Origin of the sequence: Natrinema versiforme JCM 10478 (assembly GCF_000337195.1) — an archaeon.
GTDB classification, from domain to species: Archaea; Halobacteriota; Halobacteria; order Halobacteriales; family Natrialbaceae; genus Natrinema; species Natrinema versiforme.
Genome location: NZ_AOID01000003.1, coordinates 57,890 through 79,166 on the forward strand (window position 1 = coordinate 57,890; position 21,277 = coordinate 79,166).

The 21,277-nt window shown below is 67.3% G+C and carries 23 protein-coding genes; 11 read left to right on the top strand and 12 right to left on the bottom strand.

Annotation, left to right across the window (positions count from 1 at the left end; all coding sequences use genetic code 11):
• Positions 1–7: 7 nt before the first annotated feature.
• From trpA to trpC, 3 genes are read right to left on the bottom strand one after another with little or no spacing between them, the layout of a single operon-like run.
• The gene (trpA, locus tag C489_RS00635; protein ID WP_006429141.1) at positions 8–913 is read right to left on the bottom strand and encodes a tryptophan synthase subunit alpha; all 906 of its coding nucleotides are present in this window, start codon (positions 911–913) and stop codon (positions 8–10) included.
• Positions 910–2,226, bottom strand: coding sequence for a tryptophan synthase subunit beta (trpB, locus tag C489_RS00640; RefSeq protein WP_006429142.1), 1,317 nt, complete (start codon positions 2,224–2,226; stop codon positions 910–912). The genes trpA and trpB overlap by 4 nt, the downstream gene beginning before the upstream one ends.
• 25 nt (positions 2,227–2,251) lie before the next feature.
• Positions 2,252–3,043, bottom strand: coding sequence for an indole-3-glycerol phosphate synthase (gene trpC / locus C489_RS00645; protein WP_006429143.1), 792 nt, complete (start codon positions 3,041–3,043; stop codon positions 2,252–2,254).
• A 191-nt stretch (positions 3,044–3,234) separates the two neighbouring features.
• Here trpC and C489_RS00650 point away from each other — a divergent pair, with 191 nt between their 5' ends.
• Complete coding sequence (locus C489_RS00650; protein WP_006429144.1) at positions 3,235–3,705, top strand: MGMT family protein; 471 nt, start codon at positions 3,235–3,237, stop codon at positions 3,703–3,705.
• A gap of 65 nt (positions 3,706–3,770) precedes the next feature.
• On the opposite strand, the gene C489_RS00655 is transcribed toward C489_RS00650, so the two are convergent.
• Genes C489_RS00655 through C489_RS00665 form a run of 3 tightly spaced genes read right to left on the bottom strand, consistent with a single transcriptional unit; the run spans position 3,771 to position 6,049 of the window.
• Entirely contained in the window at positions 3,771–4,370 is a 600-nt protein-coding gene (locus C489_RS00655; RefSeq protein ID WP_006429145.1) for an NUDIX hydrolase, read from the bottom strand.
• Positions 4,367–4,867, bottom strand: a complete 501-nt coding sequence (locus C489_RS00660) for a DUF7109 family protein (protein WP_006429146.1) — start codon at positions 4,865–4,867, stop codon at positions 4,367–4,369. The genes C489_RS00655 and C489_RS00660 overlap by 4 nt, the downstream gene beginning before the upstream one ends.
• A 33-nt stretch (positions 4,868–4,900) precedes the next feature.
• Positions 4,901–6,049, bottom strand: coding sequence for a glycosyltransferase family protein (locus tag C489_RS00665; protein ID WP_006429147.1), 1,149 nt, complete (start codon positions 6,047–6,049; stop codon positions 4,901–4,903).
• A gap of 172 nt (positions 6,050–6,221) precedes the next feature.
• On the opposite strand from C489_RS00665, the gene C489_RS22000 reads away from it, so the two are divergent.
• Both C489_RS22000 and C489_RS00670 read left to right on the top strand, forming a co-directional pair.
• Complete coding sequence (locus C489_RS22000) at positions 6,222–6,392, top strand: HVO_0758 family zinc finger protein (protein ID WP_006429148.1); 171 nt, start codon at positions 6,222–6,224, stop codon at positions 6,390–6,392.
• Between the two features lie 90 nt (positions 6,393–6,482).
• A complete protein-coding gene (locus C489_RS00670; RefSeq protein WP_049890474.1) occupies positions 6,483–7,538 on the top strand; it encodes a PfkB family carbohydrate kinase in 1,056 nt (351 codons plus the stop codon).
• Positions 7,539–7,542: 4 nt separating this feature from the next.
• Here C489_RS00670 and C489_RS00675 read toward each other — a convergent pair whose 3' ends face one another.
• The 4 genes from C489_RS00675 to C489_RS00690 all read right to left on the bottom strand — a co-directional run bounded on the left by C489_RS00675 (position 7,543) and on the right by C489_RS00690 (position 11,620).
• Positions 7,543–8,733 carry a DHH family phosphoesterase gene (locus tag C489_RS00675; protein WP_006429150.1) on the bottom strand — a complete coding sequence of 397 codons (1,191 nt, stop codon included), beginning with the start codon at positions 8,731–8,733 and terminating at the stop codon, positions 7,543–7,545.
• A 65-nt stretch (positions 8,734–8,798) separates the two neighbouring features.
• The gene (locus C489_RS00680; protein WP_006429151.1) at positions 8,799–9,698 is read right to left on the bottom strand and encodes an SDR family oxidoreductase; all 900 of its coding nucleotides are present in this window, start codon (positions 9,696–9,698) and stop codon (positions 8,799–8,801) included.
• Positions 9,699–9,830: 132 nt separating this feature from the next.
• Entirely contained in the window at positions 9,831–11,102 is a 1,272-nt protein-coding gene (locus C489_RS00685) for a sulfite oxidase (RefSeq protein ID WP_006429152.1), read from the bottom strand.
• Between the two features lie 92 nt (positions 11,103–11,194).
• On the bottom strand, positions 11,195–11,620 hold the full coding sequence (locus tag C489_RS00690; protein WP_006429153.1) for a DUF5791 family protein: 426 nt from the start codon (positions 11,618–11,620) through the stop codon (positions 11,195–11,197).
• Positions 11,621–11,786: 166 nt separating this feature from the next.
• Between C489_RS00690 and C489_RS00695 the strand changes: the two genes are divergently transcribed.
• Positions 11,787–12,869 carry a tubulin/FtsZ family protein gene (locus C489_RS00695; protein WP_006429154.1) on the top strand — a complete coding sequence of 361 codons (1,083 nt, stop codon included), beginning with the start codon at positions 11,787–11,789 and terminating at the stop codon, positions 12,867–12,869.
• 49 nt (positions 12,870–12,918) lie between these two features.
• Here the strand turns inward: C489_RS00695 and C489_RS22830 are convergent, their stop codons facing one another.
• On the bottom strand, positions 12,919–13,047 hold the full coding sequence (locus C489_RS22830) for a hypothetical protein (RefSeq protein ID WP_275039560.1): 129 nt from the start codon (positions 13,045–13,047) through the stop codon (positions 12,919–12,921).
• Positions 13,048–13,364: 317 nt separating this feature from the next.
• Here C489_RS22830 and C489_RS00700 point away from each other — a divergent pair, with 317 nt between their 5' ends.
• From C489_RS00700 to C489_RS00710, 3 genes are all read left to right on the top strand, one after another.
• On the top strand, positions 13,365–14,246 hold the full coding sequence (locus tag C489_RS00700; protein WP_006429155.1) for a coiled-coil protein: 882 nt from the start codon (positions 13,365–13,367) through the stop codon (positions 14,244–14,246).
• A gap of 212 nt (positions 14,247–14,458) precedes the next feature.
• Complete coding sequence (locus tag C489_RS00705) at positions 14,459–14,893, top strand: nuclear transport factor 2 family protein (RefSeq protein WP_006429156.1); 435 nt, start codon at positions 14,459–14,461, stop codon at positions 14,891–14,893.
• A gap of 90 nt (positions 14,894–14,983) precedes the next feature.
• Positions 14,984–16,357 carry a carboxylate--amine ligase gene (locus tag C489_RS00710; RefSeq protein ID WP_049890475.1) on the top strand — a complete coding sequence of 458 codons (1,374 nt, stop codon included), beginning with the start codon at positions 14,984–14,986 and terminating at the stop codon, positions 16,355–16,357.
• Between the two features lie 56 nt (positions 16,358–16,413).
• Here the strand turns inward: C489_RS00710 and C489_RS00715 are convergent, their stop codons facing one another.
• Positions 16,414–16,773, bottom strand: coding sequence for a hypothetical protein (locus C489_RS00715; protein WP_152423077.1), 360 nt, complete (start codon positions 16,771–16,773; stop codon positions 16,414–16,416).
• Positions 16,774–16,886: 113 nt separating this feature from the next.
• On the opposite strand from C489_RS00715, the gene sppA reads away from it, so the two are divergent.
• From sppA to C489_RS00735, 4 genes are all read left to right on the top strand, one after another.
• A complete protein-coding gene (sppA, locus tag C489_RS00720) occupies positions 16,887–17,879 on the top strand; it encodes a signal peptide peptidase SppA (protein ID WP_006429159.1) in 993 nt (330 codons plus the stop codon).
• Positions 17,880–17,981: 102 nt separating this feature from the next.
• Positions 17,982–19,310 (top strand): DUF373 family protein, encoded by a 1,329-nt coding sequence (locus C489_RS00725; RefSeq protein ID WP_006429160.1) that lies wholly within the window; start codon positions 17,982–17,984, stop codon positions 19,308–19,310.
• Between the two features lie 48 nt (positions 19,311–19,358).
• Complete coding sequence (locus C489_RS00730) at positions 19,359–20,084, top strand: diphthine--ammonia ligase (RefSeq protein WP_006429161.1); 726 nt, start codon at positions 19,359–19,361, stop codon at positions 20,082–20,084.
• 88 nt (positions 20,085–20,172) lie between these two features.
• On the top strand, positions 20,173–21,063 hold the full coding sequence (locus tag C489_RS00735; protein WP_006429162.1) for a hypothetical protein: 891 nt from the start codon (positions 20,173–20,175) through the stop codon (positions 21,061–21,063).
• Positions 21,064–21,277: the final 214 nt, after the last annotated feature.

The window sequence follows — 21,277 nt, forward strand, 5'->3', positions numbered from 1 at the left end:
CTTGCCGTTATGGCTGTTCTGGTTCCGGTGTATCTTCGGGGTCGACCGTGATAGAGTCCGCGCCGCGGCGTGCGCCGCGCTTGAGTTCGCGGGCTTTGGCCTCGAGCGCGTCGACCGCGTCGCTGGGGTCGTCGCTCGAGGCGATGATGTCGACGAGCGCGCTGCCGACGATGACGCCGTCGGCACCCGCCTCGATGATTTCGGCCGCGTGGTCACCCTCGCTGACGCCGAAGCCGACTGCCTTGGGCACGTCGTACTCCGACAGCCGCGCGAGGCTGTCGTGGGTCGCACTCGAGACGTTCGCGCGCGCGCCGGTCGTCCCGAGGCGGGCCTGCACGTAGGCGAAGCCCGAGACGTGAGACATGATCGTATCGAGGCGCTCGCCCTCGGTCGTCGGCGCGATGATGAAGACGAGATCGAGCCCGTGGTCGTCACAGGCCGCCCGCAGCGGCTCGGCCTCCTCGGCGGGGAGGTCGGGGACGATGATGCCTGAGAGGCCCGCCTCCGCGGCCCGTTCGACGAACGGACGAACATCGGGCTTGCTCTGCGGCTTCGCCGCATCGCTATCCGAGGCGCGTGGCGCCTCGCTGTCCCCGTACTGGAGGATCATATTATAGTACGTCATCACCAGTAGCGGTGCCTCGGTCTCGAGGTCGTCGACCAACTCGAAGAAGCCCTCGGGGGTTGTCCCCGCCGCGAGCGCGCGGTTGATCGCCGCCTGAATCGTCTGCCCCTCCGCGATCGGCTCCGAGAAGGGGAGCCCGAGTTCGATCAGGTCCGAGCCGCCGCGATCGAGGGCCTCGACATATTCCTTGGTGTCCTCGAGCGAGGGATCGCCCGCCGTGATGTAGGTGATCAGTGCGGGGTAGTCCTCGCGGATGGCGGCCTCGACGTCGCTGTCGTACTCGCTCACGAGTCGAACACCTCCACGTCAGGTGCGGCCTCGAGATCACGCTTCTCGGTCTCCTCGAGCACCGTTTCGAGGTCCTTGTCGCCGCGGCCGGAGACGTTGACGACGACGAGGTCGCCGAGTCGGTCGTGTTCTTCCTCGAGATAGCCCAGCGCGTGACTCGACTCCAGCGCCGGGATGATCCCCTCGAGTCGTGAGAGCCGGTGGAAGCCGTTGAGCGCGTCGTCGTCGTCGACGCTCGCGGGCGTGACTCGCCCGGTCTCGACGAGATGCGAGAGTTCGGGGCCGACCCCGGCGTAGTCCAGTCCCGCGCTGACGCTGTGGGACTCCATGATCTGGCCGTCGGTGCTCTGGAGGAGCTTCGTCATCGCGCCGTGGAGGACGCCGTCGGTGCCCGTCGAGAGCGTCGCGGAGTTGGGTGCGAGACCCTCTTCCTCGTCGATCTCGAGGCTCGAGCCGCCGGCTTCGACGGCGTAGAGGTCGACGTGCTCTCGCGGCTCGTCGCCGCTCGAGCCGTCCGCGAACCGTGGGTTCGCGCAGTCGGGGACGAACGCGTGGAAGGTCCCCATCGTGTTCGAGCCGCCGCCGGCGCAGGCGACGACGCTATCGGGCAGTCGGCCGGCCTTCTCTTGAATCTGGTCGCGGATCTCGTCACCGATGACCGCCTGAAAGTCCCGGACCATCTGCGGGAAGGGGTGTGGACCGACGACGGAGCCGATGACGTAGTGGGTCCGCTCGACCGTCGTCGCCCAGTCGCGCATCGTCTCGTTGATCGCCTCCTTGAGGGTGGCGCTGCCGGCCTCGACCGGATTCACCTCGGCCCCGTTCATCCGCATCCGGTAGACGTTCGGCCGCTGGCGGTTGACGTCGGTTCGGCCCATGTAGATCTCGCAGGGCATGTCCAGGTGGGCCGCGGCCATGGCCGTTGCGGTGCCGTGTTGGCCCGCACCGGTCTCGGCGATGATCCGCTCTTTGCCCATATACTTCGCGAGCAGGACCTGTCCGAGTGCATTATTCAGCTTGTGGGCCCCGCCGTGGAGCAAGTCTTCGCGCTTGAGATAGACCTCGCGGTCGTAGCGCTCGCTTAGTCGATCCGCGCGCTGGAGCGGCGTCGGCCGCCCGCCGAAATCGCGCATCCGCTCGCGGAACTCGTCCATGAAGCCGTCCTCGTTTTCCAGGACGTAGCGTTCGTAGGCGTCCTCGAGTTCCTGTAGCGCCGGCATCAGGGCCTCGGGGACGTATTGGCCGCCGTAGTCGCCGAACGTGCCCGCCCGGTCGGATCGGCTCTCGTCGTCTCGTTCGCGTTCCGTGCTCATGTCTGTGTGTCTCCGTCGTGTTCGTTCATGTCTGATCCGTCTCCGCCGATTCCGCCCGCGTGAGTCGCCGCGTGTTCTCTGTCACGTCGCTGTCGCCCGCGCCGTGGTCCATGATGGCGCTGCCGACCAGCAGGGCGTCGGCACCCGCCGCGCGCATCCGTCGAACGTCCGCCGGCGACGACACGCCACTCTCGGCGATCAGCGTTACGTCGTCCGGCACCTCGGGCGCGACCGACTCGAAGGTTTCGAGGTCCACCTCGAGTCGCCCCAGATCGCGGTTGTTCACGCCGATGATGTCGGCCCCCGCCTCGAGCGCGGTCTCGAGTTCCACCCGGTCGTGGACCTCCACGAGGGGTTGAAAGCCGCGCTCGCGGGCGGCCGTGACGAGCGCCTCGAGGTCGTCGACGAACCTGGTGATCAGCAAGAAGAGGTCCGCTTCGACGACGTCCATTCCCGCCTCGTCGAGGACGAAGTCCTTGCGTAAGACGGGGACGTCGACGGCCTCGCGGATGCGGGTCAGCGCCTCGGGCGAGCCGCCGAAGTGGGTCGGTTCCGTGAGGACCGAAATCGCCGCCGCGCCGCCCGCGACCATCGCCTCGGCGAGTTCGACGGGATCGTCCTCTCGAGCGCCGTCGGCCGTCGGACTCGTCGGTTTCACCTCCGCGATCACTGGGACTCGCCCGTCGGCCTCGGCGGCGGCCAGCGCGTCGGGCAGCGAGCGCGCGTCGACGTCGACGACGCCTTCCCCGCCCGACCGCTCCCGTGCCGCCTCGAGTATCGACCGCACCGCGGGAGCGAGCTCCGTATCGGAGTTCATTATTGTACATCGACGTACTCATATGTACATAAGGCTTGCGTCATCCTCAGCCGATAGCGCACGCTGGGACGCGACGAGCGAGGCGAGGCCGACCGGACCGAGACTCGACACCCAGTACTCGAGTCCGGGGGAAGACCACCTCGAGAGCGAGGACCGGCGGCTATTCAAGCACGGATCGCCTACGGACGGCTATGGAGGACGTTACGGACGCTGGAATCTACGCACGGCAATCGTCGTATCTCGACCGGTACGTCCAGCTCGGAGCCGCCAGCGGGCGGGTCCTGAGCGTCTCGTTTCCCGAGATCCCCGACGACGACGCCGAGGACGACCACGACGTGCTCGATCAGCTATTCGAGTACCTCGACGGGCTCGAGCCGGTCACCTTCGACGACGTCACGGTCGCGATGACCATGCCCACCGATCAGCGGGCAGTCCTCGAGGGAGTCCGAGACATTCCCTACGGCGATCAGGTGACCGTCGAGACGCTCGCCCGGATGACCTCGGGGCTCGATCACGAGGACGAAGACGACATCATCCTCGTCCGGACCGCGCTCGCCGAGAATCCGGCCCCGATCCTCATTCCGGACCACCGCGTGCGCGACGGCCCGAGCGCCGCGCCGCCGGATGTCGAGCAGAAGTTGCGCTCGCTCGAGGGATTGTAACTATACCGTCGTCCGACTGCCGCGAGCCGCCCCTTTCTCGATGGCTCGATGCCGGTCTGCGAGAATCAGAACTCAGAACCCGATCGATCGACCTTCTCGGGCGCTTCAAAATCGGTCGCCAACTCGAGTAACTGCACCAGAATCCGGCCCGTCGCGCCCCAGACGGTGTAGCCGTTGACGTGGAAGTAGTGGATGACGATCTCGCCGTAGTAGGGGTGTGAGCGCCGTTCGTACTCGTAGTTGTCCGGATCGAGCAGTCCCGAGAGCGGGAGCACGACGATCTCGGCGACTTCGCTGTCGTCGCGGACGTACTCCCGATCCGGGACGTGTGCGACGAAGGGCGTGACCGCGTACTCCGTGACGGTTCGGATGTCGTCAAGTTGGCCGACGACTTCGGCCTCGCTGCGCTCGAGACCGATCTCCTCGTCTGCCTCCCGGAGCGCGGTCTCGAGGATGGTGTCGTCTTCCGGCTCGGCCCCGCCGCCGGGGAAGCTCATCTGCCCGGGGTGTTCGCCGAGGTGGTCGGCCCGCCGGGTAAAGAGCAGGTGGTCCTCGCCGTCGCGGTCGACGATCGGCGCGAGGACCGCCGCGTCGAACTCCTGATCGCCGATCTCGGTGGGCTCGTAGTTCGCGACCGGCTCGAGGGTCAATCTCCGCGCCGTCATTCCTCGAGCGCGTCCTCCAGCCGCGTCCGTTCGTCCGCGAGATCGACCGGTGCCCACGCCTCGACGTCGTAACTGACGTCGATCAGGCTCCGGAGCTGCTCCGTGTCGGCCGCCGCGACGGCTTCGTCGGCGGCGTCGATCAGGCGCTCGCGGGTCGCCGCTCCCAGCGCGTCGCGGTCGAGCTGTCGGCGTTCGATGTCGAGAATGTGCGGAACGTCCTCCGCGTGTTCGGGCACCGTCGGAAAGGCCGTCGGGCCGGCGACCAGCAGCGGCTCGCCGTCCGCGGTCGACGCCGCCGCGGCGTCCTCGCCGGGATCGTACCGAACGAGCGCGAACGACTCGAGCGCCTCGTCGATCGCCGCCCCGAGGGCATCGTCGTCGACGGACTGCCCGTCGGCGCGGTAGGCGGCCTCGGCGAGCGCCCGCTCTAACTCCGTGCGGGTCACCCCGCCGAAGAGGTCGACCACGCCGGCCAGTTCGTCGGCGGTCGCGTCCATACGCGATCCAACGGCGGGTGACGGGATTAGTCTTTAGTCTTGCGAGCGCGAGCCGAGCCGCCGCTCGCGCCACGGCCGGGCCGCTGCGAGCACGTCGGCCGGCGTGAACGGGGCGTCGACCCACCGGGGGAGGCGCGCGTCGGGTCCCGGCGGCGCGATCGATTCGGCGTAGCGGGCCACTTGATCCCGCTCGCCCGCGGGGTCGTACTCGAGCCCGTTGAACGCCGCGTCGGCGCGGTACTGGTCGATCAGGTCGTCGCCGACGGCCCGATATCGCTCGGGCAAGGTCTCGTACTCGGGGGCGACCCCGTGTTCCTCGAGCACCCGCAGGAGTTCGGCGGCGACCTCGCGGCTCATCCCCTCGAGACCGGTATCGCCGGCGACCGCGCGGTGGTCGTGCTCGTGGCGGCCGAGGTCGACCTGTGCGGTCCCGCCGAAGCCAGCGACCTCGTAGGCGTCGCCGAGCGTCCCGACCTCGAGGCCCCATGCCCGGGGCGCGCGAAGCCGGCGGGCGAGGCCGGCGGTCGCGGCGAACTCGCCGGCAAGCGCGTATCGGAACGCGCCGAGGTAGTCGACGATCGGCGCGTCGTGGGCGTCCGCGAGGGTCCGCAACAGCGGTTCGTAGAACAGTCGGAAGAGGCGACCGTAGAGCCGTCCGCGCTCGACGCGGGCGTAGTATCCCTTCGCGAAGTCGAAGTCCATCGTCAGCGGCGCGAGCAGCCGACGGACGTGCCCGGCCTCGTAGCTCCGCGCGTCGGCGTCGTGGACGACGACGGCGTCGGCGGCGTCGGCGGCGGGACCGAGCGCGAGCCAGACGTCCCGGCCCTTGCCGAACTCGCCGCCCAGTCCCGCGTCGGCGAGCAGCGCGTCGACGGCCGGCGCGTTACACCAGAGCACGCGCGTCGGCAGCGCGAACGCGTCGAGCCACTCGCGAAACGGGCCGATCCGGTCGGGCTCGGCGCGGACGGGGACGAAGACTGCGGCCGGCCCCGGCTCGAGGGACTCGAGTTCCCGAAGTACGCGTTCGGCGGCGGGGCTCTCGTGCTCGCGGCCGGCCATCGGGACGACGACGGCCGTCTCGGCGACCACGGCGGCGGCGTCGCGGGCGAGGTCGCCGCCCGCTCCCCCGTCTCCCGCGCCGAACTCGTGGAGCGTGGCGATCCGCTCCTGGACGTACTCCATCGGTGTGGTGTTCGAGCGGACCGGTAAAACGGCCACGAATGCGGCCAGATCGACCGGCCGGCAGCGGCGATAGCGAGTCCGACGGGCGTCTGACCCCAGTCCGAACGCGGAATCGACTCGAGACTCGATAAAGCACCGGTCTTTTTCTTCCCCTCCTGCCTACAGGCCGAATATGAAATCAGTCCGGAAGGCACTCCGCGCCGGCGACCTCGAGAAGGACACCTACGATCGACTCGTCTGCGGCGAGTGCGAGAAGCCGCTGAAGACCGAAAACGACCCGGACGAGATCAAGACGGTCCGCATCTGTCCGAACTGCGGCTCCGAGTGGAAGGAGATCCGGTAGCGCACCGGCCGAGATCAGCGAGACGACGGCGGGGACTCGAGCGGTCGTGCCGGCCGTTCCTTTTTGCCGACGAGCGGCCCACTCCGGACCGTGTACTCCGACGAACTCCGTGACCGACTCGACGGCCTCGAGACCGGGGCCGACCGGCGCGTCGTCTCGCTGCCCGACGGCAGCGTCGACCGCTGGTATACGCTCTCGGGAGCGGGCGGCGACCGCCTCGAGGTGGCCGATGCGTTCGCCGACCAGCTCGCGGACGGCGGTCGCGCGTTTTCGCTCGAGCCGACCGCGGTCCGTCCCGGCGGACAGGCGGTCAACGCGGCGACGCAGATCCACGCGCTCGGCGAGACGGCGACGCTCGTCGGGCATCTCGACCATCCGGTGCTCTCCGACCTGCCGTTCGAGACGCACTCGATGGGGACGCCGGCGACGATTCGGGTCGTCGACTTCGACGCGGACGAACTCCTCTTTTCGGACCCCGGGCCGGCCGAAGACTGGGGACTCGCGGACCTGCTCGCAGTCGTCGACTGGGATCGACTCACCGGCGCGCACGCTCTTTGTTGTGTGAACTGGGTCTCGGTTCGGGGCCTCACGGCGGTCTTCGACCGGCTGGCGTCGGAACCGCCGGCCGAGTCGCTTCCGGTCGTGGTCGACCCCGGTCCGATCGAGACCGTCGAGCCCGCGGCGCTCGCGACCCTGTTGCACGCGCTCTCGCGGGCCGATTCGGCCACGGACTCCCTCGAGATCGTCCTGAGCGTGAACCCGACGGAACTCGAGGCCGCCGCGTTGGCTGCCGACGTCTCGGAACGGGCCGGAGTCGCGGAATCCGACCGGCACAGTACTCGAGACAGAGTCGCAGCACTTCGATCGACTATCGAAATCACCGCGGTCGTCTCCCACGGCGCGGACGCCGCCGTCGGAGCGACCGAGGACGACACCGTCGCCGTCGATATGATCGATCTCGGCGATCCAGTGCAGACGACCGGTGCCGGCGACCGGTTCTCGGCCGGGCTCGCCTGCGGGCTGGCCCGCGATTGGCCCCTCGAGACGGCGCTCGCGCTCGGCAACGCCTGTGCGGCATATTTCGTCGGAACCGGCGAAACGGCCGATCCGGCGGCGCTGCGATCGCTCCTCGAGCCCGGCGACTGACCGGTTACCGCTCGCCGGACATCGCGGAAAAGAGCCGTTGTTCGAACTCCTCGCGGCTGATCCCGTCGGAGGGCCCGATTCCGTTCATGTGATCGACCGAGAGCTGACCGCCGCCCATCCGCGCGTGACCGCCCGCACTGGCCATCGGAATGTCGCTGATGGCGTGGCGCAGCGTCTCGCCCATGTGAACCCGATCGTCACGCGAGCGCCCGGAGAGGTGGAGCGTGCCGTCGTGTTCGCCGTAGACGACGACCGCCGTGACTCCCTCGAGGTGCATGAGTTCGTCCGCGGCCTGGGGGATCGCGTCGACGTTGCCGACCTCGCCGACGTCACAGACCGCGAAGGGGCCCTCGATCCGCTTTTCGGTGATCGCCGTCGCCTTGACCTGTAACACGTCGTCGCTGACCTGCGGGTTAGCGATCCGATCGAGCAGGTCCTCGTCAATGCCGGAAAATAGCGCGGCACAGGCGTCGAACTCCGCCCGTGAGCAGCCGTTTGTCAGGTGGTTCGTGTCCGATTGGATGCCGTAGAGTAGCCCCGTCGCGAGCTCCTGTGAGACCTGAAACCCGCTCGAGCCGTCCTCGTCGGCCATCGTCGCGCCGATATCGTTCAGGTACTCGACGATGATCGTCGACGCCGCGCCGTAGTCGGTTCGGACATCCGTGAACTTCGTCCCGGCCCCGTTTCCGGGGTGGTGGTCGACGACCGCGATCGGCTCGACGGTCTGTGCTCCGGTGAATCCCCGCGGTGTGTTGTGATCGACCAACACCACGGGGTCGGCGGCCAGCTGTGAACTCGCCTCGATCGACTCGAGGTCGAGATCGAGAACGGTCCGGAACGCGCGGTTCTCCTGATGGCGGATCTCGCCGGAGAACTGGAGCGTCGCGTCGGTTTCGACCGATTCCGCGATCTTCGCGACGCCCATCGCACACGACATGGCGTCCGGGTCCGGATTCGGGTGCATCAATACCGTCACCGCGTCGTGCCCGGCAAGCGTGCGCTGGAGCCGGGCACCCGGCGGCCGACGAAACCAGCGAATCACCCACCAGCCGCCGAGGACGACGCCGACGACGGCGAGAACGAGAAGCGAGAGAACGAGTGGGTCGAGAGACCGGACCGAGTCGCCGAGCGGCTCGGTCACCAACGGGTTCGCCCCGACGAATGCACCGCCCGCCGAGGCGCGCCGATAGCTCATATCGGCAAATCAAATCCAACCACCATGAAATTTGCCCCGATTTCCCCCGATACGAGGGGGAATCCTCAGTCAGCGGACGCGTCGCGGTACGTTTCGATCGCGTCGCGATACCCCTCGCGGAAGGTGGGATACGTGAACTCGTAGCCGAGGGCCCGCAGCTTCTCGTTCGAACACCGCTTGCTCGTCAGGATCCGCCGCCGCCCCGCCTCGGAGAGGTCGCCGTCCTCGAGCCGCTCGGCTTTCGTCTGTTTCGGCGGCTCCGGGACGCCACATTCGTCGGCCAGCCAGTCCGCGAAGTCCCACTTCGCGGCCGGTTCGTCGTCGACTACCTGCACGACCTCGCCGCGCGCGAGGTCCTCGGTGAGCAGGTAGCGGACCGCACCGGCGGCGTCGTCCCGGTGAACCATGTTCAGGTAGCCCTCCGTGACGGGCCCCTCGAGGTAGCGCTCGAGTCGGTACCGGCCGGGGCCGTAGAGCCCAGCGTAGCGCGCCACGGTGCCGTCGAAGCCGTACTCCGCGGGCAGTTCGAGCGCGATCCGTTCGGCCTCGGCGAGCACGTCGGTCTTTTCGGTGGTCGGCTCGAGCGGTGTGTCCTCGTCGACCCAGTCGCCGTCGTGGTCGCCGTGGACGCCCGTCGAGGAGGTGTAGACGAGTCTGTCGGGGGCGTTTTCGCGCTCGCCGAAGACCTCGATCGCCGTCCGTAACCCCTCCACGTAGACCTCCCGTGCGGCCTCGGCCCCGCGGCCGCCGCTGCTGGCGGCGAAGACGATCGCGTCGACAGCCGGGACCGCCGCGAGCGCCTCGCGGTCGGTGACGTCCGCTCGGACCGCCTCGAAGCCGGCGTCCCTGATCCGCTCGACGCCGTCGGCCGACCGGCGAACCCCGATCGGATCGTGGCCCCGCGCCGCGAGCTGTCGGCCCAGTTCGATACCGACGTGGCCGCAGCCGAGAATTGCAACGTTCATACCCGTTCTCGTTGTCGACCGCACATAATTTCACCGCTCGAGGGCGGATTTTCGGCTGAGACGGCGCAGTTTCTCGAGAATCCAAACTCGTTGTTCGACACTACCCGGCGGTGAGAGAGGAGAGGCTCGCAGTCACTCGACGGTGACCTCGACCGCGTGGGGGAGGTATGCGTTCTCCGCGTACCCGCCCTCGTTCCACGGGTAGTCCTCGCTGCCGTCAGTGTCCGCAGTGCCTCCGTCGGCGTCGTCTGGTCGCGAAATCCGCGCGGGCTGTCGACGGCCCTGCTCGTCCGTGGCGCGGGAGACGAGCGTGTACGACCCCTCGTCGGGCTCCCACGGGTAGCGAAACAGCCGCCACGCGCAGTCGTAGTCGGGTCCGAAGAACGAGCCCTCCGCCCAGCTATCGCCGCCGTCGGTCGAAACCTCGATCGCCGTCACGTCGTCGTCCCCGGCCCACGCGACGCCGACGACCTCGATCACGCCGTCCGCACGCGGGGTGACGGTCGCGCCGTCCTCGGGGAAGCCGATCGTGGACTTGACGTTCTCGTCGAAAGTATAGGGGTGCTCGATCTCGTCGGACTCCCACTGGTCCCACGTGTCGAACGTCGAGACGGTCGCGTTGGACTCCGGCTCGACTCCCTCGGGGTGGATGCGATAGGACGACTGCTGCCACCGGGTGTAATCGTCCCCGTCGCGGTCCGTCCACTCCGGGCCGTGGACCATTTGATCCATCACGCGGAGTTCGGTGACCCACTTGACGCTGTTGACGCCGTACCAGCCGGGGACGAGCAATCGGACCGGAGAGCCGTGTTCGGGTGGCAACGGCTGCCCGTTGATCTCGTAGGCGAGGATACAGTCCTCGAGGATCTTGGCCATCGGGACCGAGCGAGCGAACAGGTCGTTCTCGCCGTCGACCTCGGGGCGGTCGCCGCCGACCGCGGTGAGCCACGTGCCGTCGTCGGTTGCCGCGCCGTGATCCGAAAGGACCGAACGCAGCGGTGTGCCCGTCCAAAACGCGGTACTCGCGGCTCCGTACTCCCACTGGACGCTTCCCGTTTCGGGGTCGAAGTAGCCACGTCCGTTGCCGGCACACTCCATCGTGTGCGCGACCGCGACCGTGGGATACTCGTCCCGAATCGCGTCCATCTCGAGGTCGCTTTCCCGATCGACCGCGCCGGTCAGCGAAACCGTCCACGAGTCGGCCGCGGGATCGAGCGTCTCGTTGCGGTGGCAGACGTAGTGGTCCTCGACGGGCGTGAGCCAGTTCGCGTAGGTGCTCCGGTCTGCGGCACCGACGACTCGGTACCGATCCGCGAGGTCGGTGACGGCCTCGGTGCCGTCTTTGCGATCCAGTATCGCGTCGATCTCGCGCCGTCGGTTCTCGCTTCGCTCCGAATTCGACATGCCGTTCGGACACCGCCGATCGCGATAAATCCCGGGGAGAGATACCACCCCTCACACTCTACAGCGGCACTCTCCGCCACAGGCGGAACCGCCTACGGCGCGCCGTCCGCGATTACGTGCTGGATGTGGACGAACTCCGCGAACGACATCGGCGCTCGCCCCTCGATCTTCTGGTGGATCTCCTTCGCATCTAGGTCGATCTCGAGGTCGCTCTCGACCGCGTCGACGTCGAGGACCGCCGTCGACATTCCCAACAGCAGGTGCTCGAGCGCCATCGTCACGATCGTCTCCGGATCGGGTGTGCCCTCCGCGAGCGCCTGCACCTGCGCCGCTTCCTCGAGCGTGAGATCGGGTTCGTCGCCGGCGGAAATCGCCTCGAGCGTCGCTTGCTCGAGGTCGGTGTCGGCCGCCGCGTCCGCGGCCCCGCGCTGCTCGACGACCGCTGCGAGATCGTCCGCGTACTCGGCCCGAAGCGCTGCGGGCGAGTCGGGAACGGTCATCCGCTGTTCGTAGAACATACCGGCAACGACGGGAATACGGCAGAAAGGTATTGTGACCTTCGCCGACCCTCGCCGCGAGAGACGTTATCAATTCTCAGTACCGGGGGCGGACGCCCGCTCGATCCTAAACACGGCGTATCAGATCACCGAAACGTTAAACAGGACCCACTCACATGGACGTGACATGAAAGTCTCCCTGATCGGAGTCGGTCAGGCCGGCGGAAACGTCACCGAACGACTCGCCCGGTTCGACGCGGACATGGGCTTCGGAGCCGTCCAAGGTGCGCTGGCCGTCAACTCCGCGGAAGCCGACCTCCAGTCCCTCCAGTTCGTCGACACGCAACTGATCGGTGCCGACCGCGTCAACGGTCACGGCGTCGGTGCCGACAACGAGCTCGGCACGGAAGTGATGCAGTCGGACATCCAGCAGGTGCTGAACTCGCTCGACGGCCGCGTGAGTTCGAAATCCGAGGCGATCTTCGTGGTCGCCGGCCTCGGCGGCGGCACCGGCAGCGGCGGCGCGCCCGTGCTCGTCCACCACCTCCAGCAGATCTACGACGTTCCCGTCTACGCCCTCGGCGTGTTGCCGGGCCGCAACGAGGGGGCGCTCTATCAGGCCAACGCCGGCCGCTCGCTGAAGACGCTGTTGCGGGAGGCCGACTCGACGCTGCTGATCGACAACGACTCGTGGCACGAACAAGGCGAGAGCGTCGAAGGCGCGTTCGACACGATCAACGAGAAGATCGCGAAGCGGGTCGGCCTGCTCTTCGCCTCCGGCGAGGCCGTCGAGGGCGTCGGGGAAAGCGTGGTGGACTCGAGCGAGGTCATCAACACCCTCCGCGCGGGCGGCGTCGCGGCGCTGGGCTACGCCACCGAAATCGCGAGCGAGGACAGCAGCGAGAACATCACCACCACGATGACCGTCTCGCGGCAGGCCCTGCTGACGGGGACGAGCCTGCCCGACGCGACGGAGGCCGACTCGGCGCTGCTGGTGATCGCCGGCGATCCCGACGCGATTCCGCGGAAGGGGGTCGAGAAGGCCCGCCACTGGCTCGAGGACGAGACCGGCAGCATGCAGGTCCGCGGCGGCGACTTCCCGCTCGACAGCGACCGCCTCGGTGCGCTGGTCTTGCTCGGCGGCGCGGAGCGCTCCGATCGCATCCAGCGGTTCATGGACCGCGCCCGCGAGGCCAAGAAAGAACAGGAGACGGAATCGACCGACCACGCCGAGCAGTTGACCGACGACCGGCTCGAGAACCTCTTTTAGACCGTTCTGAACCGTCGAAGCTGCGTTTATTTGGCTCGAGCAGTCGCCGTCATCCGAGGCCCTTGAGGCCGTCCTCGACACTCCAATCACCGCCGGGTGGTCCCGGATTCCGCGGGACGCCGAGCGGGTCTCCCTCGAGGTCGCGGTCAACGATCGGACGAGCTGTAACCGGTATCATTTATAAGTCATCGCCGGCCCGTGGTACGACCCAACAAGGGGGAACGAGGCCCCTGTCAACCGGTTTCAGGGGTCTGTCGACCGGTACATTTAAATTATAGGGGCCAGTAGTATCTGTCACCAGAACGCCACCGGGGCGCGTATCGCTCGACGATCGATGACAGGAAATCTTATTCACCGAGGTTTCGCAGATCGTGAGCAGTCGCTCCGAACAATCGACCGATCTCTCCTGAGTCACTTGCCGAGCCGTCGGCATCCGACTCGAGCGATCGCTCGATTGGTTTCCCGGTGCGGGTATGGCACAGAGGTTTGACTAACATGGTAGACGAATCGAAGAACATCGAACTGACAGAGGACGACTTAGAAAACAAATCGAAGGGACAGCTCATCAAGATGGCCGGTCAACTCCGAGACCGGCGAAACGAGCTGAACCAGATGGCCTCCGACCGGGCCTCCAAACGCGACGATCTCAACGCGAAGACCCGCGAGAAAGTCGACGAGGCCCAAGAGCACCGCGAGCAACGCGACGAGCTCAACGAGCAGGTCCAAGAACACAAAGAGAGCCGCAACGAGCTCAACGCCGAAGCCAACGAACTGTTCGACAAGGTCGAGCAGCTCAAATCGGACATGGAGCTCGACGAGGGCAAGGATCTCGAGGAACTCGAAGAAGAGATCGAGGAACTCGAGTTTAAGCAACAGACCGAGGTCCTCTCGAGCGAGGACGAGAAGGAACTCATCGAGAAGATCGAGAACAAGCGCGAGGAGTACGAGGAGCGCAAGCAGAAACTCGATCAGAACGAGGATCTCGAGGAGCTCGTCGAAGAGGCCGAGCAGGTCCGATCGGACGCCTCCCAGCACCACCAGAAGGTCACGGAGCTCGCGGACAAGGCCCAGGAACACCACAACCAGATGATCGAGGCCTATCGGGAGGCCGACGACATCCGTGACGAGGCCGACGAGATGCACGAGAAGTTCGTCGAGGCCCAGGAGGCCGCCGACCGTCATCACGAGGACTTCGTCCGCGTCCAGAAGCGCCTGCGCGAACTGGACAAGAAGGAAGAAGAGGAGCGCAAGTCCGAGCGCGACAAGAAGAAAGAGGAGGCCAAAGAAGAGGCCGAGGAAATCTATCAGAAGTTCAAGGAAGGCGAGACCCTCGACACCGAGGACCTGATGAAGCTCCAGAAGACCGGACTGCTCTAAGGCGATCCCGTCTACCGCGATTTCTCTCCCCGAGTTTTCGGGGTTCTCGAGCGCTCGCGTAGCGGCGGCTCCGCGTCTCGTCCGCCCACGCCCGAACGCGTCGTTCCTGCAGCCGGTGGCCCCGTCGTGACACGTTCGATGACGTTCTCAGTTCGTGTACTCGAATCGTACTCTTTTCTCCGCCCGCGTATTCGATCCGCTCGAGTCCTGAGATGACAGCCAACGAGCAGCGATCGGCCACACAATCGACTCCCGAGGAGCGGCTCACCGAGTTCTACGCCGCGTTCAATCGCGTCGTCACGGGCCGTGACGACGCGGCGGAACTGGAAGCGATACTGACCGACGACGTGACGTGGATCGATGCGACCGCCGGCGAGCGGGCCGACCCGACCAGTTCGGGGATCGATTGCGTGCTCGAGACGGCGGTGCTGGAACCGGGCCGACGGGCGGACCACCTTCAGGCGCTTCCGGAACGATTCATCGATGCGGGCGAGACGGTGATCGTAGCGGGAGCCTACGTCGGGACGGTCGGCGAGGAGACGTTTGATATCGCGTTCGCCCACGTGTTCGACCTGCGAGACGGACGGATACGGCGGTGGACATCGTACAGGGATTCCGCACTCGAGCGGCGGGTATTCGATGCCTAATGCCGCGTATCCCGGGCGAAACGCCAGCGCCCCTCGAGACTCTCGGTTATCCGATCTATAACAATGCAACAAGATCCCCAGCTATCAACTATGCAACGACACAGGGACGACGCAAGCGTGCTCGTGCCCGGCATTGACGCACCGAGCTCCGTTGCCTGTCTCCGCTCGCTCCACCCCCGCGGCGTTCGGACTATCGTGGGCTCGGAGTCGCGGTCGACCCCGGCGGCCAGCTCGAGCTATCGCGACGAGTTCGTTCGCCTGCCGGATCCGGAGACGGACCTCTCCGGATACGGAGACGCGCTCCTCTCGCTTGCCGAGCGCCCGGATGTGCAGACGATCATTCCGGTCCGCGAGGAGGATATCTACGTTCTTTCACAACGGAAGGAGGCCTTCGCCGAGGAGATCGCGACGCCGTGGCCGGACTTCGAGACGCTTCGTCGGGTCCAAGATCGCGTCGAACTCTTCGCGGCCGCCGAGACGGCCGGGGTCGGTGCCCCCGAAACCGCCCTCCTCGATCAGTGGGACGACTGGAGTCAGGAGACGATCGTCAAGCCGCGCTACACCGTGGCCTCGCCCGCCTACCTCGGCGCGCGGTTCGACGACGCCGAGATCGGCTCGACGGAGTACCAGCAGCCGGACACCAAACCGGACCCGCAGGCGGTCCTCGAGCAGCGCGGTCACGTTCCGATCGTCCAAGAGCGGGTCCCCGACTCGCGGGAGTTCGGCTTTTTCGCGCTCTACGACCACGGAACGCCGGTCGCGACCTTCCAACACTGCCAGCACCGGGGCTGGAAGTACTGCGGCGGCCCCAGCGCCTACCGGGAATCGGTCCACATTCCCGAACTCGAGACCGCGGGCCGCGCCCTGCTCGAGGAACTCGACTGGCACGGGCTCGCGATGGTCGAGTTCCTGCGCGACCCGAGCGACGGCGAGTTCAAGCTGATGGAGATCAACCCGCGGTTCTGGTCGTCGCTCCCGTTTTCGGTGCGAGCGGGTGCGGACTTTCCGTACTACTACTGGCAGTTGGCGATGGACGAGCCGATCGCCACGGACCCGACGTACGAGGTCGGGATGGGCGGCCACCTCCTCCGGGGGGAACTCAGCTACTTACACAGCGTCGCGACCGAGGAGTACCCGCTCGTCGACCGGCCGTCGCTCGGGACTGCCGTACGCGAGGTGGCCACGTCGCTCGTCGATCACCCGCGATTCGATTACGCGGTCGCCGACGATCCGGTGCCGTTCTTCCAGGACGGCGTGAACCTCATCCGGGCGTGGCTGGACAGCCGGTCCGACGAGGACCCCGCGACCGAGAGCGAGCGGGACGCCGAAACCCGGGCCGAGATCGGGACGGAAATCGGGGACGGCAGCACGGGCTCGTCCGAGGAACGGCCGCCGTCGGACGGGGATCCGACGCAGTCGGCCCAGACCGACGGGGGCTCCAGATTCGACTCGAGGCGGCGCTGACAGGGCCGACGCGTGGGTCTCCGGCTGCGACCGCGAACGAGTGGTTCGTTCGCGTGTTATCTCGAGGGGGTCGACTCCGCGGGAGGGCTCGAGTCCGAGAGCCACCGCTCGAGGGTATACCGGCCGCCCCTGGCGAGAAGGATGCCCGAGAAAAACACTCCAAGGACTTCGAACCACGCTCCGCTGGAAACGAGCACACCGATGATCCCACCGCCCACGGCGGCCACCATCACCCGTAGTATCGTCCGGTTCCACGCGTACTCGATGACAGCGCCGGCCGCTCCGAGACCGCCCGCGGCGAGGAGAACGCCCGTATTCGTCTCGAGTTCCCCGGCTTGGCCAGTGATGACGGCATAGGTTCCGAGGGCGAGCATCCCGCCGCCTGCGACGAGTAGGTCTCTCCTCCGCTGGTCCATCGATTGGTAATATTGTTTGCCGTTAGTTAAAACCATCTAACACGTTTCCTCTCGGAACGTCAACCCTTAACGGGACCCGCTCCGAGGTATCGATATGATTCGAGGTGCTATCCGTGGTCAGTAACGGGACGGAGCGACTCCTGACGGTCGCCCTCGGCGGGTTCGCGTCCGCGGCGGTCGCGATCGCGCTGTTCGTCATCTATCCGGCGACGCTGACGGACCTGTTCGGCGTCCTGGTCGCGGTCGCCGTCGTCCTCGTGGGACTGCGATTCACGAGCAACATCGCCGGCTCGCTGTACCCGAGCTACGACGTCGCCGAGGTCGCCGTCGAGGGACCGATCAGTCGGGACGGCGGCGGCGGGCCGCTCCCGACGAGTCCGGGCGCGACGCCGGCCGACGACGTCGTCGACCAGATCGATCGCGCGAACGACGACGAGAACGTCCGGGCGCTCCTCCTGAAGCTCAACACGCCCGGTGGCGAGGTCGTCCCCAGCGACGACATCCGGCTCGCGGCCGAGCGCTTCGACGGGCCGACGGTGGCCTACGCGACCGACGTCTGTGCCAGCGGCGGCTACTGGATCGCCAGCGGCTGTGACGAACTCTGGGCTCGCGAGGGGTCGATCGTCGGCTCGATCGGCGTCATCGGTTCCCGGGTCAACGCCAGCGACCTCGCCGAGAAGGTCGGCCTCTCCTACGAGCGCTTCGCCGCCGGCGAGTTCAAGGACGCCGGCACCCCGCTGAAGGAACTCGAGGACGAGGAACGCGAGTACCTGCAGGGACTGATCGACGACTACTACGACACCTTCGTCGAGCGGGTCAGCGACGGCCGCGATCTCGAGCCGGAGTTCGTCCGGGATACCGAGGCGCGGATCTACCTCGGCGAGGAGGCCTACGAGATGGAACTGGTCGACCACCTCGGCACGCGCCGGGAGATCGAAACCGAACTCGCTGACCGCCTCGAGACGGACGAGGTGACCGTCGAGGAGTTCGAACCCGAGCGCCCGCTGATGGCCCGCGTCGGTGCGGGTGCCCAGCAGGTCGCCTACGCCTTCGGGGCCGGCGTCGCCGGCCTCGGCGACGGGCGCGGCTTCCGGCTGCGGAGCTGATCCGCGGTCGGCCGCTCGAATCGTCGTCCTCGCAGTCACGACGGACCGTGACCGTTCGAACGAGTGAGTGGTTTTATCGTTGCACAGAATGGATCGGCTACCGTGACAACGCTGGTCGTCTGTCTCGACCGGACCGACGACGTGGGCCGCAAGACCGGCCTCCGTTCGCCCGTCGTCGGCTGGGAGGCAGTCCGCGCGCTCGTGACCGATGTCGGCCTCGCGGATCCGGAGGACTCGGGAGTCAATACCTTACTCGAGTCGTTGCGGGTCGCCCAGAACCTGCGCGACGAAAACGAGGAGGTCGTCGTCGCGGTCGTCTCCGGGGATCACGAATCGATGGTGTCGGCGGATCGGGCGGTCGCCGAGCAACTCGACGACCTCATCGCCGATTACGAGCCGGACTCGGCGATCGTCGTGACCGACAGCGCCGAAGACGAGCGGCTGATCCCGATCGTCGAGAGCCGAGTCCGCGTCGACTCCGTCGATCGGGTGGTCGTCCGGCAGGCCCGGGACATCGAGTCGACCTACTACCTGCTCAAGCAGTTCCTCGCGGACGAGGAGCTCCGCCAGACCGTCCTTGTCCCGATCGGGCTGACGCTCCTGGTCTTTCCGGTGCTCGCGACCACCGTCGGTCCCGCGATGGGCGCGGCCGCGATCACGACCGTCATCGGCCTGTTCCTGCTCTACAAGGGCTTCAACGTCGACGAATTCCTGACCCGATTCGCCCACCAGACGCGGGAATCGCTGTACTCCGGCCAGGTCTCGGTCGTTACCTACGTGGTCGCGGCCGGGCTCACGTTCGTCGGCCTGTTCGTCGGCGCGCTCGCCGTCTCGAACCTCGGCGACACGCCGGGGTTCGTGATCCCGGCGACCCGATTCGCGTTCGACAGCGTCCCGTGGCTCGCGATGGCTGCGCTGACCGCCAGCGCCGGCCGACTGCTCGACGAGGCGATCGGCGACGACCCGATCCGGACGTCCTTTCTCAACCTCCCGTTTATCGTCGTCGCCGTCGGACTCGTCGTCCGCGGGTTCGCCGCGTACTTCCTCGAGCAACAGGACGTCATCGACTCGTTTGTCGTCCCGGCGTACGAACTCGGCATTCTCTCGAACGAGCAGTTCGTGATGGGGGCCGGCGAGCGACTCGCGCTGTTCGTCGTCACCGCCATCGTCGTGAGCCTCGTCGGAGCCAGAATCGCGTCCTCGGTCAGCGGCTCGAACGACGCCGCCGAACGCAGCGACGGCGGCTCGGACACGACGCTCGCAAACGGCGGCACGGCCACTGCGAGCGGCGGCCGCGAACCGGACCCCAGTGCCGACGCGGGCGCGAACTCCGAGGGCGACCCGGTACCGGACGTGACCGATCCCGAGCGCACCGACGGCGGTGCCGACGCGAACGCGAACCCGGATTCGGACGGCGACCGGGACCGCTGATCGGGTCGGACTCGGTATCCATTTACCCGTCCCCGCCGACCACCGACCATGAGCGATGCAGACGGCGCGTGGGTGAGCCTCTTCTCGGGCGGCAAGGACTCCTCGTGGGCGCTGTACCGCGCCCTCGAGACGGGGCTCCCGGTCGAGCGGCTGGTCACGGTCCACCCGGCGGGCGACTCCTACATGTATCACGTCCCCGCGACCGAGTTGGCCGCGCTGGCCGCCGAGAGCACCGGTATCGAACTGGTCGATGTCGAACCCGACGACTTCGCGGCCGACGCGGCCACCGATTCGGGTGCGCAGGGCGACGACGAACTCGAGCCCCTCGAGGCCGCCCTCGAGGAACTCGACGAGGAGCTCCCCGGGGGCATCGCGGGCGTCACCGCGGGGGCCGTCGAGAGCGAGTACCAGACGAGCCGCATTCAGGGGATGTGCGACCGGCTCGACTGCGACCTCTTCGCGCCGCTCTGGCAGGAGGAGCCCCGGGAACTGGCCGACGCGATGCTCGAGGCCGGCTTCGAGATCACGATCATTCAGGTCGCGGCCCACGGGTTAGACGAGTCGTGGCTCGGCCGAACGCTCGATCACGAGGCGATCGAAGAACTCGAGGCGCTCAACGAGGAGTACGGCGTCCACATCTTGGGCGAAGGCGGCGAGTTCGAGACGTTCGTGGTGGACGGGCCACATATGGATCGGCGGATCGATCTGGAGTACGAGACGGAGTGGGACGGAACGCGGGGGCGGTTGCGGATTACCGACGCGCAACTGGAGTAACGGCTTCGAGGGGGATCGCGTCGAACCCCTTCCGAAAGCTGTCATGCTTCGAACGTGTTTTATAACGCGACTGTCGTAGTAGCGACGCATGACCTCGAGGCGGCACCTCCTTCGGCGGGGGATCGGACTCGCGGCGGCCGGCAGCGTCGCGGGCCTCGCCGGGTGCAACGATACCACGGCGAGGGACACGGAGTCCGAAACCGACGGCGGACCCACGAGCTACACGGAGTGGCTGTTCGATCCGTCCAACCGCGACCTGACCGATGTCCAGTTTGGCTACACGGACGTCGCGGGGCTCCTCGAGACCGACGCGTTCGCGAAAGCCGACGCGATGCGGGACGCCTATCGGGACGTGTTCGGCGAGCGGTTCGACATCGAGTCCGTGGCCTATTCGCTCACCGTCGACCGGCTGTTCGTTCTGTCGGGCGAGTTCGACGGGAGTACGATCGCGGCCGACCGCGGCCTCGAGGACGACGGGCGGTACGGGGAGTTCGACGTCTACACCGGCGCACCCGGCGGGTTCGCGTTCGCGGCGACCGACGAGTACCTCGTCGCCGCCACCGATCCGGCCGGCCGGGAGCGCGGTCCCCAAGCGGCCCTCGAGTCGGCGATCGACGCCGCCAACGGCGACGGCGATCGGTTCGTCGACGAAAACGACGAGTTCTCGCGGCTGGTCGCGGAGCTCCCGCCTGGCGCGATCGTGAGCGGGTCCGTCGCGAGAGAGACGGAGGTGGAGATCGGCGGGACCGACCCGCGCGTCGGCGTCGGCTCGTCCCAGCGGTTCGCCGGCGACCGATTGACCACCGTCGGAGTGATCCGGTACACGGACGAGGCCGCCGCCGACGCCGCTGACCTCGAGGTGGCGGCCGACGACTTCCCGGGCGAGCGCGCCGACCTCGTCGCAATCGAGCGGGAGGGTCGAACGGTGACCGTGACGTTCGACACAGCGCCCGCGGACGTGACGCTGAATCTTCCCTGAGACCCGCCGAGAAAGCTGTTTGCGACGATTCTGGCGACCGTTTTCCGCCGCGCCGAGGGCGACGTTTCGAGTGACGGGCTAACCGCGTGAGTCCGCAGAGCCCGAACGGGCCGCCGCGTCGATCGGTGTTTCGTGTCTTCGGGCCACCGCCTCGCGTTCGTCCGGATCCGTCGCCGCCCACCACGCGAGCCGATCGATCTCGAGTGCCGTATAC